This window comes from Myxococcales bacterium (assembly GCA_016706225.1).
In the GTDB taxonomy this organism is placed as follows: Bacteria; Myxococcota_A; Polyangia; order Polyangiales; family Polyangiaceae; genus JADJKB01.
Genome location: JADJKB010000025.1, coordinates 495,934 through 513,486, shown reverse-complemented (window position 1 = coordinate 513,486; position 17,553 = coordinate 495,934). Strand labels below are relative to the sequence as shown.

Below are 17,553 nucleotides of genomic sequence, written 5' to 3'. Positions count from 1 at the left end.
TTGACGCGAGGCGTGGGGGCCGGTAACGGTTCGCGGCCCAAGGCCAGAGGAGAGGATGCGATGAGTCTCGACACGTCCACCGTCGGCTACACGACCCCCGCTTACGAGTTCGCGTACGACTGGAAGACCGTCGTGCTCTACGCCCTCGGGATCGGCGCAAAACGTGACGAGCTCGACTACCTGTACGAGTCCAAGGGCCCGAAGGTGTACCCGACCTTCGCCGTCGTTCCCGCCTACGCCGCGCTGGGTGACGCGCTGGTGAAGACCCAGGGCAACCTGGCGATGGTCGTGCACGGCGGACAGACGGTGAGCATGCGCCGCCCGATCCCGTCCGAAGGCACGATGAAGACCATCGCGACCATCACCGGCATCTACGACATGAAGAAGATGGCGGCGGTCACCGTGAAGACCAGCACCGAGGTCAACGGCGAAGCGTGCTTCGACACCGAGTGGTCGATCCTCTACCGCGGAGCCGGAAGCTTCGGCGGCCCACCGCCACCGCGCGAAGAAGTTCCGAGCGCTCCCAAGGACGCGCCCCGCACCTGGATCTTCGAAGAACAAACGGCGCCGGAGCAGGCACTGCTCTATCGCCTCTCGGGGGATCTGAACCCGCTGCACGCGGATCCCGAGTTCGCCACGATGGTGGGTTTCCCGCAGGGGCCAATCCTTCACGGGCTCTGCACGTACGGCTACGCCTGCCGCGCCATCGTGAAGAACGCCTGCGGAGGCGACGCCGGAAAACTCAAGCGCTTCACCGCGCAGTTCCGCAAGCCAGTTTGGCCCGGTGAGGCCATCCGCACCGAAGCGGTGGCCCTCGACGCCGGCAAGCTCGCGCTGACGGTGTTCGCGGGAGGCCGTGACGACGCAGTGATCACGAACGCATGGGCAGAGATCGGTTGAGCAATGGCTAAGAGCGACAAAAAAGACAGCGACGAGAAGAAGAAACCGCTTGAGACCTCGGAACCCCCGTGGGCCAAGAAGGGTGGCAAACCCGAGCCCGAGCCCGAAGAGGACGACGACGACGACGACGACGACGACGACGACGACGAGCCGGCTGTCGCTCCCAAGAAAGCGGCTCAACCCACGTCGGACGACGACGACGACGACGAGGACGAGGACGACGACGACGACGACGACGAGGACGAGGACGAGCCGCCTCCACCGCCACCGCGCTCGAAGCGGTCGGCCCAGGGCCCAGCGAAGAAGTCCGCGCGCCCATCGGACCGCGCGCGTCCCTCGACCCGCCAGCCCAAGAAGTCAGAGCCGCTACCGGACGACGGCCTGCCCAACTGGCTCCCCTGGGCGGTGATGATCGGCCTCATCGGCGTCGGTGTGCTGGGCGCGACCGGCGTATTTTCGAAGGGCTCGAAACAGGCGACGGCGGCCGAGGCCCCGATCTCGAGCGCCGAGGCAACCACTCCGGACCAGATCTCCGCGCAGCACCTGCTGGTCCAGTACAAAGGTTCGATGCGCGCGGCTCCGACCGTCGAACGCACCAAAGAACAAGCCAAAGCCCGCGCGGAAGAGGCGCTGAAGAAGGCCAAGAGCGGCGGCAACTTCGACGCCCTGGTGGGTGAGTATTCGGACGAACCCGGTGCTGCCCAGCGCAAGGGACAGCTCGGCAAGTTCTCTCGCCAGATGATGGTGAAAGAGTTCTCCGACGCGGCGTTCGGGCTCAAGGTCGGGGAGCTCTCCGGCATCGTGGAGACCGGCTTCGGCTTCCACGTGATCAAGCGCACGGAGTGAGGGTGCGCTACCTACCGTTGCTCTCGGCCGCGCTCGCGCTCAGCGCGTGCGCGCTGACGACCTACGAGGGGCCGAGTGAGCCACCACGCGGCGCGGCTCAGCCGATCTGGCCGCCGCTCGGCGAAGCACCGGCCACTCCGCCCTCGGAGTCGGGCGAAGAGGCCGAAGGCACCACCGCCGCGCGCCCAGAGACCATCGCCGCTCGCCACATCCTGGTCATGCATCGCGCTGGCATGCGCGCCCCGGAGACGATCACGCGCAGCAAGGAAGAGGCGAAAGCGCGCGCGGAGGAGGCGCTCAAGCGCGCGCGCGCGGGGGAAGACTTCGTGAAGTTGGTCGGCGAGTACTCCGACGAACCCGGCGCGAAGACCCGCGGTGGCACCCTGGGTCGTTTCCCGCGCGGCGTGATGGTCAAGGAGTTCGAGAAGGCAGCGTTCGCCCTCGAGCCGGGTCAGATCTCGGACGTGATCGAGAGCCCCTTCGGCTTCCACGTGATTCAACGGACCGAGTGACTCACGCCCTGAGCAGGTGTTTGGCGATCACCATGCGCTGAACCTCGCTGGTGCCCTCGCCAATCTCGCAGATCTTCACGTCCCGCAGGTGACGCTCGACGTCGAACTCGCGGGTGTAGCCGTAGCCGCCGTGGATCTGCAGCGCGTCGTTGCAGGCCCGCGTCGCCGCTTCGCTCGCCCAAAGCTTCGCCATCGCCGCCTCGCGACTGTAGGGCTGTCCCAGGTCACACAGCCAGGCCGCACGGCGGATCAACAGCTCTGCCGCGTCGAGCTCGGTGGCGGCGTCCGCCAGCTTCCACTGGATCGCCTGGAACTCGGCGATGGCTTTGCCGAAGGCGCGCCGCTCCTTGGCGTACGCCACCGCCATGCTGACGGCCCCCCGTCCCAGACCGAGCGCCATGGCCGCGATGCTGATCCGCCCGCGGTCGAGGATCTTCATCGTGTCGTAGAAGCCCTGATCGACGTTGCCGACCCGATGGCTGTCCGGCAGGCGCACGTTCTCGAACGTCAGCTCGACGGTGTCACTCGAGCGGCAGCCGTACTTCTCCAGCTTCTTGCTGGCAGAAAAACCCGGCGTGCCGCGGTCGACGACGAACGCCGTGATGCCGCGCTGAGCGGGCACGTCGCGGTTGGTGATGGCCAGCACCACGCAGAACCCGCCCACGGAGCCCTGGGTGATGAACATCTTCGTGCCATTGAGCACCCAGTCCTCGCCGTCGCGCACTGCTGCGGTCTTCATCCCGGCGCTGTCGGAGCCGGAGCCCGGCTCGGTCAGCGCCCACGCAGCGAGCCACTCACCGCTGGCCGCCTTGGGCAGGTACTTCTGCTTCTGCTGTTCGTTGCCGAAGCTGAGGATGTGGCTGGTGCCGAGCCCGTTGTGACTTGCGACGGTCAGCGCCAGCGAGCCGTCGACTCGCGCACACTCTTCGACACACAGGGCGTACGACAGAGTGTCCATCGCTGCGCCGCCGTACTCTTCGGGGATGCGAATGCCGAGCAGGCCGAGGTCCGCCAGCTTGGGGACGATCTCGTGAGGAAAGCGCTCCTCTTCGTCCCACTGTTTTGCGTGGGGTCGAACCTCGCGCTCACAGAACTCACGCACGGATGCGCGAAGGAGTTGATGCTGCTCGGATAGCTCGAAGTCCACGGGCCTCTCAGCGCGCGGGACAGGGGCCGCGCAGGGCTCCTAGCTAGCACGATTCAGCCGCGCTTCACCACGCCCACAGACGCTGGCTCGGAAGGCTGGAGTCGCCGGCTTCACTTCGCCGGAACGTCCAACAGCTTCTTCAATCGCTCCAGCTTTTCGGCCTCGCTCAGGCTGACTTTCTGGGCTTCGGGCGCGGCCATGCCCGCGCTGAGCGCATACTCTTCGTCGCCGATACCAAAGACCTGGTCCCCCTTACGCCCGACCACCCAGCCGATCTTCGGGCTGGTGTCGTCGTCGCGCCGCTCCATCGACAGGCCGTCGAAGGTCACACCCTTCAGCGCCTTGGATCCGTCGGCCTTCTTCAGCGTCTTCAGCACGTCCTTCGCGGCGTCTTCGTCCGCACGCGCCACCGACAGCACACGCCAGCGCTTGCTGCCGTCCTTGTAGAAGCCGACTGCACCCGCACCGACGCCCGCGATGCCGAGGGCATCCGTGGTGGTGAAGTTGACCCCCATCGGGATGCGATTGTCCGAGGGCAACGCCGCCACGGCCTTGGGTGGCTCCTTGTCGCCGCTGAGTTTCTCTCCGATGGCCTTCGCGATCGGCGGGATTGCCTTCGCCGCGCTCTCCTTCAACTGGTCCGGCGCCTCGACCTCGTTGGTGTACGAAAGCTCGACCACGTGCTCACCCCGCCACACGTAGGCGATGCCGGTCCCCGCAGCGGCGGCGCCGCCGGCCTCGAGCTTGGCCGGCGCCGACTCCACCGGGTCGGAGTCAGCCACCACACGCTTGGTGAAGAACGCGTACGCGCCTTCCTTGCTCGCGAACTGCGACAGGTTCACGTTGACGGCGCCGGGTGAGCCTTTGCCGTCGACGTAGCGCAGCGTGACGACGCGCCGCAGACCGAAGCTCTTGTAGACCTCACACTCCCCATCGAACAGCTCGGTGCAGACCTTGTCGACGTTGGCGGGTGCGTTCTCGCCGTATGCGCGGGTCTCGCCGTTTGGATCGACGCAGTAGTCCCCAGCCGCGCGCGAAGAACCCGGCCGAGACCTTGTCGGAAACCGTCCCACCCCCCGCCGCGCAGGTCCCGGGTTTGCTACTCGCGATGGGGGGTGGCGCGACGCCCTTGTCGGCCTCTGCCGGCTTCTTGTCGCAGGCCGGAAGCAGGAAAGGGAGCAGGGCCAAGGCGTGCCGGACGTTCATGGGCCGGACTTAGAACGAGGGGCGGTCCCAGGCAATTCCCCGGTGACCGCTGGGCCGGCGCTGAGCATCCGGCAAGTCCTTCGAGCCCTGAAACGATTGCATAGCGCTGCAATCCTTACTGCCTCGGGAATCCATCACGGCCCACAATTACCTGGAATTCCGGGGGGGTCAGATCTCGATCCTCGGCACAGGCCTTGCTCAGTACAGGCTCGTGGTGGTGCGTTTTCAGAAATCAGGCCTCTCTTGGGTCACGGCCCCGGCCCGCCGGCGGAGCCGGGGGTTCACCCTCATCGAGCTGGTCGTGGTGGTGATCATCGTCGGTGTGCTGGCGGCCATCGCCATTCCGACCATCACGGGTCAGATGCGCTCCCGCCGCACGCAGTTCGTGGCGAAGGAGCTGTCGAGCCTCTACCGCAACGCTCGCATGCGGGCCATGGGTCGCGGCTCGGCGGTCATGGTCCGCTTCGACCGCTCGGTGGATCAGGAGGGACGCTTCGAGGTCCGAGAAGCCGTCCGCAGCGCTCAGGCCAACCCGAACTGTGATCGGCTGCCGGTCTCGAGCTGCACGCTGACCACGTGGTTGCCCAACAATCCCGACAGTCAGGTCATCGGCCAGCTCACCATCAAGGGCCGCTCCGAGCTCGACGGCATCATGACCCGAGTGAAGGATCCGCTGAACAACGACCAGGCCTCGATGGATGTGTGTTTCACGCCCATGGGCCGCTCCTTCATGCGCTACGGGCAGGCCAACCCCTTCGCCGCGCTGACCACCGTGCCCCGCGTCAAGATCACGCGGGTCAACACCACCTCACTGGAGCCCTACGGCCCGTCGCGCTGGGTGCTGGTGCTCCCGAACGGCAACACCCGACTCGGAGTCGCGACCGTGGAGACCACGCTGTGACCCGCGCACGCGCCCCCCGTCGCACCCGTCGCGGTTTCACCGCCGTCGAGCTGCTGATGGCCATCAGCATCTTCGCGATCGGCGTCGCCGGCATCATCGCGATGCAGAAGGTCACCGTCGGCGCCAACAAACACGCGAAGAACCTTTCCATCGCCACCCACATCGCTCAGGCCTGGCTCGACCAGCTAGCGGTCGACGCCGCGGCGTGGAACCACCCGTCGCCGGGCATCCCGACACCGGACCTCAACGACACGATCTGGCTCCAAGCGGCCGGCAACAATGCCAACCAGTGGCTGCGCCCGGCGTTCGATGCCAATCGCAACTTCGGCGCGGCCTTCGATGCGCTCGGTAATCCCGTGGCCGATGCCAACGCCGGCACCGCGGTGTTCTGCGCGCATGTTCGGCTCTCGTGGATGTACCCGGCGACGGCGGGCAACGGCCTGCTGCGCACGGAGGTCCGCGTGTTTTGGCTGCGCGATGGCCAGGGCGGCACCGTCAACGGTCAGCCCACCTGCGCCGTGCTCACCCCGCCCGCCACCATCGAGGCTGCTGGGCTCAAATACCACTTCGTGCACACGGCCTCCGCCGTGAAACAGAACACCGCATCGTGACCCTCTCACTCCTCTCTTCGGTCCGCTCCTCCCCGCTTCGCCGGCGGCGGCGGGGTTTCACCCTCGTCGAGCTCATGGTCGCCGTCACCGGTGGCTTGTTCGTGTCGCTCGCGGTGTTTGCCATCTCGCGCCAGACGGGCCGCTTCTACACCCGGGAGTCGCGGGTGGCGGACGCCACCATGAGCGCCATGCTCGGCTTCGAGCGCCTGAAGGCCGACATCGGCCGGGCCGGCTTCCTGAGCAGCCCGAACATTCGACAAGATCCGAACTTGTGCGGAGACTCGACGACCTACCCGGTGCTGCTCCAGCGCCTGGCGCCCCTGCGCATCCGCCCGGGGGGCTCGGCCGCGAGCGCCGCCGCGCACATGTCGGACAACGGCCTCGCGCCGGACGAGCTGACCCTGATGGGCAGCTACACGGCGGCGGAGGTCTTTCCGATCTGGAACGTCGACAATGTCGGCGCGACCTACGTCGTCCACTTGCAGCAGAACACCGGCCCGCTCGGCCGCATGGGTTATCCGTCTTCGCCGAATCAGCTGACGATGCTGGAGTCGATCTTCGGCGCCCAGCCGGGGCGAGGCGTGCGCATCCAAGACCAGTCCGGTGAAACGCAGTACGCCACCGTGCAGAGCGTCGCGAGCGCCAACGGCCCCCAGGTCATCTTGAGTCAGGTGCCCGCGCTGCGCTTTCGCCAGGGCGTCGGCAACATCTGTGGGCTCAAGGGCAACGTGACCGGCGCCACCATCAACGTGGTGAACTTCATCAAATACGACCTGCGCAACATCCAGAACCAGTCGAACCTGGGCGCCAACGCCGCCTACGACCCGGCCTACGTCGCCGGCGCCCACCCCTACGACGTGGGCACTCGCTTCGACCTGGTGCGCGTCGAGCTCGACACCTCGGGTACTCCCATTCAGACCACCGAGGAGCTGGTCGCGGAGTATGCCGTCGATTTCAAGCTCGGCATCACCGTCGCCGTCACCGTGCCGGCCAACAAAGATCAGACGCTGCTCGAAATCCCGGCGTCGCCAGCGGTCGCGAACTGGGCGGGGGATCTGGTGACCGACATCGTCAACCCGGCCAACGGCCCCCAGCGCGTTCGGGCGGTGCGGCTGCGTCTCTCGATCCGCTCTCAAGAGCCGGACCGCGACGCCAACCCACCCAACCCCGGCCAGCTGTTCCGCGTCGGCCTCGGCACCGGCGCCGCCCCGCCCTTCGCGCGGGTGCGTTCGGTCCAGGCCGACGTGGCCCTCCACAACCAAACCGCGGTGTTCTACTGATGCGCCCGCAGAATCCAAAACTACGATTCCGGCGCGACGAGCGCGGTGCTGCCGTGTTCGTGGTGGTGCTCGCCATCACGCTGCTCACGGCGGTGGGGGTCTTTGCCCTGCGCAGCGCGAGCCTGGTCGATCAGGCGGCGGGTTATGACCGCCAGGCCTCTCAGACGACGTATCTCGCCGAGTTTGCCGGCCGCGCCGTTGCTGCCGAGGTCGGGGACGGTGCCGCCCGTGTCTACATCGACAAGGTCGCGAACGGCACGGACACCTGCTTCGCCAACAAACTGCTCGACCCCAACGCGCTCGACCCCAACATCACCTATCTCCCCTGCTACAAGCTCTTTTACAACGAGATTGGCAGCCGGGTCGACGCCCACTTCTCCGGCAACACGGTGCTCTCCGATCAGTCGACGACGGGCGCTGGCAGCCTGGGCCCTCAGCTGGACGCAACCGGCGCCATCACGCCAATGGAAGGCGTGTTCGTGGTCGAGATGACGGACCCAGCGGAGAGCACCCCCACCCCGGGCTCGGCCGTCGGCAGCAACAACCCCGCCAATACTTTCCGGGACGTGCAGCTCACGTTCACGGCTTTCGCGCAGGTGCGCCCCTTCGACGTCACCCCGGATGATCCGTGGTGTGCGGCCAATTCCCTTTCGACGTCCGCCAGCGTCACGTCGCTGCGTGCGCACGTCACGCTCAGGAACGTACCGCGGTGAGGAGAGAACGATGAGGCAGGCTTCTCGGCTATGGATCGGCTCAACACTCGCGCTGGGTGCGCTACTGGTCAGCCTTCGGGCTAGCGCTCAGAAGGACGTCAACCCGCCGCCCCCGAACGTGCTCTTGCTCGTCGATTCGTCCGGATCGATGGAGTACAAGTCGTCGAACCCGAGCTTCCCGGTGTGCGACCCGACGACGAACAACGTCAGTCAGAAGAGCCGCTGGATCGAGCTCGTCGAGGTGATGACCGGCACCGTCAAGGACTATCGCTGCGAGGCGATGGACCGCAACAGCAACAACTTCAACACCCAGTACACCCTCAACGGCACCGATCCGCCGGACCGGTATTATTCGAACCCGTACCACCGGCCCATGCACAAGGACTGCGCGCCGGGCCCGGGAACGCTGCCCGCAAACGTCTGGGACTGGGTCGATCTGGAGCCCCGCAAATACAACAACCTCGGCAGTAGCTGTAACTTCGAGCAGGAGAAAGACGGCCTGCTCGACGATGGCGCCTTCCGCAAGACCGTGCGCTTCGGCCTGATGACGTTCGACAACCACGCCGACGCCGGCCAGGGCTTCGCCGGCAACGCCCCGAACTACACCTCGGGCTCGACGGGCGCCTGGAGTTATTTCCTCAGCAAGGCGACCGGCAAACCCGCAGGCTGTAACACCATGAGCGACATGGAGGTCGGCGCTCGCAACAACGCCGCCCCGCCCTGGGAGGGCCGCCTGATGAATTTCGGGAAGTCCGGCGACAAACCCGAGAAGCAGAACGACCGCATCCAGCAGGTGCTGATCGGCACCCGTCCCTACGGCGCCACGCCGATCGCCGGCATGCTGGACGACGCCCGGGAGTTCCTCTGGAACGACGCCTCGACCGATCCGCTCGACGTGAACGAGAAGTTCGGCCCCAAGGACGACCCGTATCTCGCCGGCGGTTGCCGCAAGAACGTCATCATCCTGCTCTCCGACGGCGAGCCGAACATGGATCTCCGGACGCCGTGTGAAGACACCGCCAACGGTGGCAAGTGTCCCTATCCGACCTCCGAGGCGACGGCACTCACACTCTCGAGCGACCCGACACACCCGGTCGAGACCTTCGTGATCGGCTTTGCTGTCTCGAACGTGACGCTCGCGAACAACACCAACGTGGACTGCAAGACCCTCTCGAACTTCGACCTTTCGAACAACGCCGGGCTCTGCAAGTCGTTCCCGGGTGAGTCGCAGCTTCAAGCCTGCTGCGTGCTGAACCGCATCGCCTACAACGGCGGCACCCAGCGCGCCTACTTCGCCAACGACAAGGACGAGCTGCGCGCCGCCCTGTCGGGGATCTTGTCCGGTCTGGCCGTCGCGGCCTCGAGCCGCACGCTGCCGGTGTTCGCCTCGGTCCCCGGTGGCGGCTCGGGCGCGGGCCCGGCGGGTTTCCGTTTCTACAGCTCGTTCAAGCCGAATCAGTTCGGGCTCTGGAAGGGCATCCTGGAGCGGCAGCGGGTGGAGTGCATCACCGACGTCAACACGGGCACGGTGGATCCGATCCCGCAGCTCCTCGACTCGACCAAGGGCGACGACTTCGTCTGGAACGTGAACTCCGGCAAGGGACCGCAGCGCAGGTTCTGGACCGTCTCGGGTGACCTGGACAACGGCAAGATCCACTCCGATCGCAGCATTCGGCCGGGCCTCGCCAGCGACGTCGACGGGGTCGGCCTCTACGGCGGCACCACGGTCTGGGGCGACGCCAACACCTGGACCTCCAACACGCCCCCCGAAGCGCTCGATATCGACAACAACACCTGCAAGAACCTGAACGCGGCGCAGTGCCGCGACCTCTATCTCCTGTGGCTCACCGGCGCGGACACCGCGTCGTCGTACGCACGCTGCAAGACCCCTGGCTCCCAGAGCTGCAGCCTGATCGGCGACATCTACCACTCGACCCCCCGGGTCATCGGCCGGCCAGACGAGCTCTTGCGCGACGAGTCGTACCAGATCCACGCGCTCAAGAACGGCAAGCGCCACACGCTCCTCTACACCTCCACCAACGACGGCTTCCTGCACGGCTTCAAGGTTCGGTCGGGTGACCCGGCGAACGACCTCTTCAAGGTCGAGAACGACGACAACAACGAGCTGTGGGCCTTCATGCCGCCGGCCGTCTTGCCCGCCGTGAAGAGTGAGTATCCGCCGGCCCACCAGTCGCTGCTCGACGGCGTACCGGTGATCCAGGACGTCGTGGCGGTGGAGAACCCGCCGAACAGCGGCAAGTACAAGTTCGAGCGCAGCAAGGCAGACGCCCAGGCCGGCAATGGTCAGTGGCGCACCATCATGGTCCAGAGCTTCGGCGGCAACCTCGGCGGCTACTTCGCCATCGACGTCACCGATCCGGTGGTGCCGCAGAACCCGAACGACCCGAAGAAGGGGCCGAAGTTCCTGTGGCAGCTCAGCCAGTACAGCGATGGCAAGCCGCTCTTTGGGCGGGGCGGTGCGACGCCGCTGATCACGACCATCTTCTACGACGACGGCGGCGGCGCGAAGGAGGTCGCGGTGGCGATTCTCCCGGGCGGCGAGGATCCCGACGGGCCGCAAGGCGGCGATCAGAACCGCAAGAACCAGTCTCCGACCAACGTGGACTCGCGCTTCAATCCGCGCAGCAAGGTCCGGAAGTGGGACAACAACGAGTGGAACCACGCTGCGCGCGCGCTCACTGTCGTGCGCCTCGACACCGGCGAGGTGATCCGCAGCTTCCGCGCCGACGCCAACAAGGCCGGCGCCCTGCAGACGAAGAACCGCGTGCTCGAGGTGGACATCGACTCACCCATCACCGGCATCCCGGTGGCCTTCCCGGGCACGACGGGCGCGGTCTCGGACCGGGTCTTCGTGGGAGATAGCGACGGTACGCTGTGGCGCGTGGATCTGGCGTCGACCAACCCCGACAACTGGAAGATGAATCTGTTCTTCGACCTCTACGCCAACGACGGTCCGAAGGACGGCCAGCCCATCGCCACCGCGCCGGTGCTGTCCGTGGATCTGCTCGGTAACGTGACCCTGGCGGTCTCGAGCGGTGATCAGGAGTTGCTGGTCAAGCAGGGCGGCATGAGGAACTACGTCTTCTCGCTGCTCGAGCGGCCCAACGCAGGAAAGACCGCCTACGAGTCCTACGCCAACTGGCTGGTCGAGTTCAAAGACGGCGAGCGCGTCACGGGTCCGATGTCGCTCTTCAACGGCGCGCTGTTCTTCACCAGCTTCAACCCGGATTCGGGCAACGGTCCGGTCTGCGGCTCGGGCACGAGCAAGGTCTGGGGCATGGACTACATCCTGCCCAAGACGCCGGGCAACACCGTCAACGACATGGACGACGGCGGCAAGGAGCGTCTGCCGGACTCGGGCACGCTCGTGCAGTACCTGGACAACACCTCGGCCACCCTGGCCAACTCGGGCATCATCTTCGGCGTCGGTGTGACGCAGCTGCCTTCCTGCGTTCAGGAAGATCCGAACGCCACCGATTCGTTCTTCGGCTCCGGAAACCACACGACCATCAGCAGCGTCACGCCTGGCCAGTTCCAGCTCGTCATGCACACCTCGGGCACGGGCAACACCAGCGACAACTCCCAGACGCAACGCATCCAGATCACCCTGCCGACTCCGCCCTCGACCAGCCGGATTGATTCCTGGGCTGCGCTGGTGGAGTGATCTCGAACCGGTCCGTGCTTCGAGCCTCGACAACCCTCGTCTTGTTCGCGCTCACCCTCGGGTGTGAGAACAAGAAACCCATCGAGTTTGGCCCCCTCGCGTCCAGCTCGGCCAAACCCGTGGATCGCCTCGCCCCCGGGGAGCTTGCCCCGGGGACCGACCAGGTCTGGGGTTTTGTCGCGCCGCGGGAGATGCGCCTGGACAAGCAGTTTCCGACACAAGCCTTCTTCATCGGTCCAGTCTCCGCCGAGGCCCTCGCCAACTACGTGCGAACCCGGGTCGAGGTGGAGCGCATCGAGATCGGCGCGGCGCGCACGGTGTTCCCCCTCGCCCGCATCAAGGGCGGTCAGGCAGACCGTACCTACCGCATCGAGGTGCTGCAGGTCGGGACGAGCTCACGCTTGATCATCAACGACGTGACGCCTCCGCCCTTCGAGCCAGGCCTCAGCGACGAAGAGCGCTGGAAAAGAGTGGGGCTGACGCCGGACGGGCGGCCGATCGATCCCAAAAAGTTCGAGTGAGCCCGATGGGCGCAGCCCGACCCGTGCCATCATGGCCGGCGGAGGACGGACATGAAGCTTTCGAGGAAAGAGTTCTTGCGGGGGACGCTGGCGGCGGCCGGCGGCGTGATGGGTCTCGCCGCGGTGAACACCGGCTGCGGTGGCGACGACGATGGCGGCGGTGGCGGTGGCGGCAGCGGCGCTTGCTCGACCTCGTTCGACACCAACCACGGCCACACCCTGAGCGTGTCGCAAGCCGACGTCGATGCGGCGGCGGACAAGACCTACGACATCAAGGGCTCGGCGCCTCACAGTCACCAGGTCACGCTGACCGCGGCCCAGTTCGCGTCGCTCAAGTCGGGCAAGAACGTGTCCGTCGAGTCGACGGACGGCGGCGTTGCACACACGCACAACCTCACGATCAAGTGCGGCTGAGAGCGGCCCTCTCTGCGCTGGGTCTTGGCGTCGCGGCCCTCGGCGCGTGCGGGCACGACGAGCGGCTGTCGATACTGGCCGACGCAGGCGCTCCAGCCGGGGGCGCCGGGGGAAGCGACGCGGGCGCCGGCGGCAGCGCCGGCAGCTGGCTCGAGTCGGTAGAGGCGCTGCGGCTGTTTCCGACCTCGAGCCACCCCTCGGTCAGCTTCGAAGATTGTCTGTTCGGTTCACCCCTCGCGTTCGAGCGCGGCGCGAGCTCGGAGATCATCGTCGCGGTCGGCGAGCGGGTGGTGGGTCTCGAGCCGGAGTCCGGGGCGGAGCTCTACAGCATTCTGCTGCCGGCGACGGGGGCGGAGCGACCCTTCGTGATCAGCACGCCGGTGCTGGTAGGTCACCGGCTCGTCGTTGCGTATCACACGACGGAGATGCCGGGCGAGACGCACAAGCCAGGGCGCGACGTCATGGACCCGCGCAAGAGCCAGCACGTCGCGGTCGTCGATCTCGAGGCGCGCGCGCTCGATGCTTCATTCCCTCTCCTCACGCTCGCCGCGACCGCGCCCGCCTTCGACGCGGGCAAGACCGTGCCCTTCCGACCGGATCACGCGCTGCAACGCGGAGCGCTCACCCACGTGCCGAGCGCGTCGGGCCTGGGAACCATCGTCGTCACCTTCGGCAACGGGCGCGACCTGCAACCCTGGCACGGCTGGGTCTTCGAGCTCTCGTTGGACGCCTGGCAGAAGAGCGGCGCCGCCGCCGCCATCAGCCTGACGCGAGTGCTCACGCCGGAGCACGACTGCGGCCCCGAAGACGAATCGGGCTCGCGCGCTCGGCTCTGCGGCGGTGGACTCTGGGCGCCGTCCGGCCCACTGTTGATCGACGCTGATGCCGGTCCCGAGCTGATCCTGTCGCCGGGAAACGGCAAGCTCGATCTGCCGCGGGGTGACTACGCGAACACGCTGCTCCGCGTGCGACCCGGTCTGCCGTTCGTGCCTGAATGCAACAACCAAGCGTGCAGCAACTTCGACGCCGATCAGCCGGCCCTCGCCTGCATCGAGTCGTGCACGAACCTATTCGTGCCCCGCGTGCCCCCGGATGATCCCCCGCTCCGACCCGAGAGCGGCGTGTGCGACGGAACCAGCTTGTTCCAATGCTGGGAGAAGCTCGACTACGTCGGAGGCAGCACACCGGTCGTCGCGGCGACACCGAAGGGAACCCGCGTGCTCGTGTACCCGACCAAAGAGGGGCACGTGTTCCTGGTCGACCTGGCCCACTTCGGCAAGCTGTATCAGCGCAAGAAGTTGGTCGATGTCTGCGGCACGAAATCCGACGGCTGCCAGGCCGACTGGGCCGGCATGATCGTCACCCAACCCGCGCTCGCGCAGATCGGCGCGGAGACGCTGCTCGTCATCCCCACCTTCATGCCGGACACGACGCACGAGTCCGGTGTGTTCGGCCTCGCGCTCAGCGACGGACCGAGCGGACCCGAGCTCGAGAAGCGCTGGGTGTTCCCCGCCGCCGGCAGCTCCGCAGCAAGAAAGCGCTTCCGTTGGCATCCGTCCCGCGCCAGCGTGGTCGAGCTCGCCGGCGAACAGACCGTGTGGCTCGTCGAGCCTGGCACGGTCGACCAGGTGCCCGGCAAGCTGCTCGGACTGCGCGCGTCCGACGGCGCACTCCTGATCGATCAGCCAATGGCCGGGCGCGGTTTCCGTTTTGTAAAACCACTCGCACACCGCGGCGTGCTCTACACCCCGAGCTGCAATCGGGACCAGGGCGCCGGCAGCCTCGAGGCGCATCGGCTGCTGCCGCTCAGGACCGGGCGGACCGCCGGCTCCGCCAGCGGGTTTCAGGCTTCAACTCCGAGGTAGCCTCCCCGCCCCGATCGCGGTACGCAACCGGCCGTGACCGAGACGCTCGCGCGCACGCCGCTCTACGACGAACACGTGAAGGCCAGAGGGCGCATCGTCCCCTTCGCCGGTTGGGAGATGCCGGTCCAGTACGCGGGGATCAGCGCGGAGCACGAGGCCGTGCGCACGCGCGCGGGAATGTTCGATGTCTCCCACATGGGGGAGCTGGAGCTCTCGGGGGAACACGCCGCGGCGGTCGTGAACTACCTGGTCACCAACGATCTGGGTCGGCTCGACGACGGGCAGGCCATGTACACCTGCTGCTGCAACGAGCGGGGCACCATCCTCGATGACCTGATCGTGTACAAGCGCGCGGCCGACCAGATCCTGGTCGTGTGCAACGCCTCGAATCGCGGGAAGATCAGCCAGCATTTTGCCGCGGCTGCCAAGGACCACTGTGAGTTCAGGGACGTCAGCGACGACACGGCGCTGCTCGCGCTTCAGGGACCGAAGGCCCTCGCGGTGCTGGCGGCCGCCGGCACGGATCTCGGTGACATCGAGCGTACACTCGGCGTGTTTAGATTCCGCGACGGTGTCGTCGCCAACATCAAGACCACGGTTGCTCGCACCGGATACACCGGTGAGGACGGCGTGGAGATGTTCTGCGCCTCGAGCGACGCTGCGGCGCTCTGGCGCGCCCTGATGGCGGCCGGCGAGAGCTTCGGCATTGCGCCCGCCGGGCTCGGCGCGCGGGACACCTTGCGGCTCGAGGCGCGTCTGTCCCTGTACGGCAACGACATCGACGAGACCACGAACCCCATCGAGGCGGGGCTCGCGTGGACGGTGAAGCTCGACAAGGGAGACTTCGTCGGACACAAGGCCATCGCCGACGTAAAAGCGGCGGGCCCTTCGCGCAAGCTGGTCGGTTTCGAGATGACCGGTCGTGGTATCGCCCGGCACGGCTACCCGCTGGTCGGGCTCGACGGCGCAGTGATCGGCCTCTGCACCTCCGGCGGGCCTGCCCCGACGGTCGGCAAGAACATCGGCCTCGGCTACCTGCCGAGCGCCATGACGGAGATCGGCCAGACCTTCCGGGTCGACTGCCGCGGCAAACACGTCGACGCCGTGGTCGTGAAGACACCCTTCTACAAACGCCCGAAGGCGTGATTAGCCCCCGAGCAAGCCTCGGAGAAGCGAGCGACAGATGAGCGGAGCGAACGAGGTCAAGACCGACCGCAAGTACACCAAGGATCACGAGTGGGCGAAGCAGGTCGGCAACGAGGTGCTGATTGGCATCACCGCTTTCGCCGTCGAACAGCTCGGCGACATCACCCTGGTCAACGTCGACCTGAAGGCGGGCGACACGGTCGATGCCCACAAGGGGTTCGGCACCATCGAGAGTGTGAAGACCTTGAGTGATCTGTTTGCGCCCATCGGGGGCAAGATCACCCGCGTCAACACCGAGCTCGAGAACAAGCCCGAGCTCGTGAACGACGACTGCTGGGAAAAGGGCTGGATGGTCGCCATCGAACCCGCCAACTGGGACGCGGACTCGGCGGCACTGCTGGAGCCTGCGGCCTACGAAAAACACGTGGAGGAGTCCGGGCACTGATGCGCTACCTGCCCCACACCCCGCTCGAGATCGAGCAGATGCTCGGTGCGATCGGCAAGGGCTCCGTCGACGAGCTGTTCTCCACCGTCCCGGACGAGGCGCAGTTCCGCGGGGCCTTGAACGTGCCTCCCCCGGTCGACGAGGCGACGCTGATGGCCCACGTCGCCGAGCTGAGCCAGAAGAGCACCGGCGCGCGCATGCTCTCGTTCCTGGGTGCGGGCATGTACAGCCACCACATCCCGCCCGCCGTCGACCAGCTGCTCCTGCGCAGTGAGTTCTACACCGCATACACACCGTACCAACCCGAGGTCGCGCAGGGCACGCTGCAGGTGATCTGGGAGTTCCAGACCATCGTCAGCGAGCTCTTCGGCCTGCCGCTTGCCAACGCGAGCCTGTACGACGGCGCCAGCGCCACGGCCGAGGCGGCGCTCATGGCCAGGCGCCTCACCCGCCGCAGCAAGATCCTCACGAGCGGCTGTGTGCACCCGGAGTATCGCGCGACGACCGCCACCTATCTGTCCGGGGACACGACCCCGGGCGTGGTGGACTTGCCGATTGGCGAAGATGGCCGCGCCGATCTCGCGGCCATCGAGGCCGCGCTCGCGGACGACGTCGCCGCCGTCATCGTTGGTTACCCGAGCTACGTCGGTCCCTTGACGACGCTCGGCCCCATCGCGGAGCTCGCACATGCGAAGGGTGCGCTGTTGATCGTGGCGTGTCCCGAACCCTATGCGCTGGCCATCGCCGAGGCGCCGGGCGCTCAGGGCGCGGACATCGTGGTCGGCGAAGGGCAGCCCATCGCCTGCCCTCCGCAGTTCGGCGGTCCCGGTGTGGGCCTGCTCGCCTGCCGGCAAGACCGCCAGTACCTGCAACACCTGCCCGGCCGGGTGTGCGGCGAGACGGTCGACGCGGCCGGACGCCGCGGCTACGTGCTGACCCTGTCGACGCGGGAGCAGCACATCCGGCGTGAGCGGGCGACGAGCAACATCTGCACGAACCAGGGGCTCCTGGCGCTGTCACTCACGATCCGCATGAGCCTGCTGGGCAAGACGGGCTTCATCGCCGTCGCCGAGCAGTGCCTCGCCAAGGCCACCTACCTGCGCGGCCGCATCCTCGGTCTTCGGGGTTACTCCGCGGGTTTTGGCGACGCGCCGTTCTTCAACGAGTTCGCCATCCGCAGCGGACGCGGCAGCGCGGCCGAGCTGTGTTCCAAGCTCGAAGCCGACGGCATCATCGCCGGTTTCGATCTCGGTCGAGTGAACCCCGCCTGGCAGGACCGCCTGCTGATCGCGGTGACGGAGCTGCACACGAAATCCGATCTCGATCGCCTCGTGACCGCCCTCGACGCGGCGTGACGCCGC

At 66.9% G+C, this 17,553-nt stretch carries 16 protein-coding genes; 14 read left to right on the top strand and 2 right to left on the bottom strand.

The genetic code is table 11. From position 1 onward, the window contains the following. Nucleotides 1-60: 60 nt before the first annotated feature. The 3 genes from IPI67_40780 (at nucleotide 61) to IPI67_40770 (ending at nucleotide 2,258) form a co-directional block, all read left to right on the top strand. Entirely contained in the window at nucleotides 61-900 is an 840-nt protein-coding gene (locus tag IPI67_40780; protein ID MBK7586512.1) for a MaoC family dehydratase N-terminal domain-containing protein, read from the top strand. A 3-nt stretch (nucleotides 901-903) separates the two neighbouring features. Then, nucleotides 904-1,746, top strand: coding sequence for a peptidyl-prolyl cis-trans isomerase (locus IPI67_40775; protein ID MBK7586511.1), 843 nt, complete (start codon nucleotides 904-906; stop codon nucleotides 1,744-1,746). A gap of 218 nt (nucleotides 1,747-1,964) precedes the next feature. Continuing rightward, nucleotides 1,965-2,258 (top strand): peptidylprolyl isomerase, encoded by a 294-nt coding sequence (locus IPI67_40770; protein MBK7586510.1) that lies wholly within the window; start codon nucleotides 1,965-1,967, stop codon nucleotides 2,256-2,258. Nucleotide 2,259: 1 nt separating this feature from the next. On the opposite strand, the gene IPI67_40765 is transcribed toward IPI67_40770, so the two are convergent. Both IPI67_40765 and IPI67_40760 read right to left on the bottom strand, forming a co-directional pair. Beyond that, a complete protein-coding gene (locus tag IPI67_40765) occupies nucleotides 2,260-3,405 on the bottom strand; it encodes an acyl-CoA dehydrogenase family protein (GenBank protein MBK7586509.1) in 1,146 nt (381 codons plus the stop codon). A gap of 110 nt (nucleotides 3,406-3,515) precedes the next feature. Next, complete coding sequence (locus tag IPI67_40760) at nucleotides 3,516-4,478, bottom strand: hypothetical protein (protein ID MBK7586508.1); 963 nt, start codon at nucleotides 4,476-4,478, stop codon at nucleotides 3,516-3,518. A 350-nt stretch (nucleotides 4,479-4,828) separates the two neighbouring features. Here IPI67_40760 and IPI67_40755 point away from each other — a divergent pair, with 350 nt between their 5' ends. The 11 genes from IPI67_40755 to gcvPA are packed head-to-tail and all read left to right on the top strand — an operon-like array spanning nucleotide 4,829 to nucleotide 17,547. Then, on the top strand, nucleotides 4,829-5,512 hold the full coding sequence (locus IPI67_40755) for a prepilin-type N-terminal cleavage/methylation domain-containing protein (protein MBK7586507.1): 684 nt from the start codon (nucleotides 4,829-4,831) through the stop codon (nucleotides 5,510-5,512). 56 nt (nucleotides 5,513-5,568) lie between these two features. Beyond that, nucleotides 5,569-6,123, top strand: a complete 555-nt coding sequence (locus IPI67_40750) for a hypothetical protein (protein MBK7586506.1) — start codon at nucleotides 5,569-5,571, stop codon at nucleotides 6,121-6,123. Next, the gene (locus tag IPI67_40745) at nucleotides 6,120-7,403 is read left to right on the top strand and encodes a prepilin-type N-terminal cleavage/methylation domain-containing protein (GenBank protein ID MBK7586505.1); all 1,284 of its coding nucleotides are present in this window, start codon (nucleotides 6,120-6,122) and stop codon (nucleotides 7,401-7,403) included. Before IPI67_40750 ends, IPI67_40745 begins: the two co-directional genes overlap by 4 nt. After that, on the top strand, nucleotides 7,403-8,116 hold the full coding sequence (locus IPI67_40740; protein MBK7586504.1) for a hypothetical protein: 714 nt from the start codon (nucleotides 7,403-7,405) through the stop codon (nucleotides 8,114-8,116). Before IPI67_40745 ends, IPI67_40740 begins: the two co-directional genes overlap by 1 nt. A 10-nt stretch (nucleotides 8,117-8,126) precedes the next feature. Then, entirely contained in the window at nucleotides 8,127-11,801 is a 3,675-nt protein-coding gene (locus IPI67_40735) for a hypothetical protein (protein MBK7586503.1), read from the top strand. A 14-nt stretch (nucleotides 11,802-11,815) separates the two neighbouring features. After that, nucleotides 11,816-12,322: a hypothetical protein gene (locus IPI67_40730; protein MBK7586502.1), complete on the top strand. Its 507-nt coding sequence runs from the start codon at nucleotides 11,816-11,818 to the stop codon at nucleotides 12,320-12,322. 51 nt (nucleotides 12,323-12,373) lie between these two features. Continuing rightward, nucleotides 12,374-12,736 (top strand): hypothetical protein, encoded by a 363-nt coding sequence (locus IPI67_40725; protein MBK7586501.1) that lies wholly within the window; start codon nucleotides 12,374-12,376, stop codon nucleotides 12,734-12,736. Next, a complete protein-coding gene (locus IPI67_40720; GenBank protein ID MBK7586500.1) occupies nucleotides 12,727-14,601 on the top strand; it encodes a hypothetical protein in 1,875 nt (624 codons plus the stop codon). The genes IPI67_40725 and IPI67_40720 overlap by 10 nt, the downstream gene beginning before the upstream one ends. A gap of 33 nt (nucleotides 14,602-14,634) precedes the next feature. Beyond that, nucleotides 14,635-15,747, top strand: coding sequence for a glycine cleavage system aminomethyltransferase GcvT (gene gcvT, locus IPI67_40715; protein ID MBK7586499.1), 1,113 nt, complete (start codon nucleotides 14,635-14,637; stop codon nucleotides 15,745-15,747). A 37-nt stretch (nucleotides 15,748-15,784) separates the two neighbouring features. After that, a complete protein-coding gene (gene gcvH, locus IPI67_40710; protein MBK7586498.1) occupies nucleotides 15,785-16,192 on the top strand; it encodes a glycine cleavage system protein GcvH in 408 nt (135 codons plus the stop codon). After that, nucleotides 16,192-17,547, top strand: a complete 1,356-nt coding sequence (gcvPA, locus tag IPI67_40705) for an aminomethyl-transferring glycine dehydrogenase subunit GcvPA (protein MBK7586497.1) — start codon at nucleotides 16,192-16,194, stop codon at nucleotides 17,545-17,547. The genes gcvH and gcvPA overlap by 1 nt, the downstream gene beginning before the upstream one ends. Nucleotides 17,548-17,553: the final 6 nt, after the last annotated feature.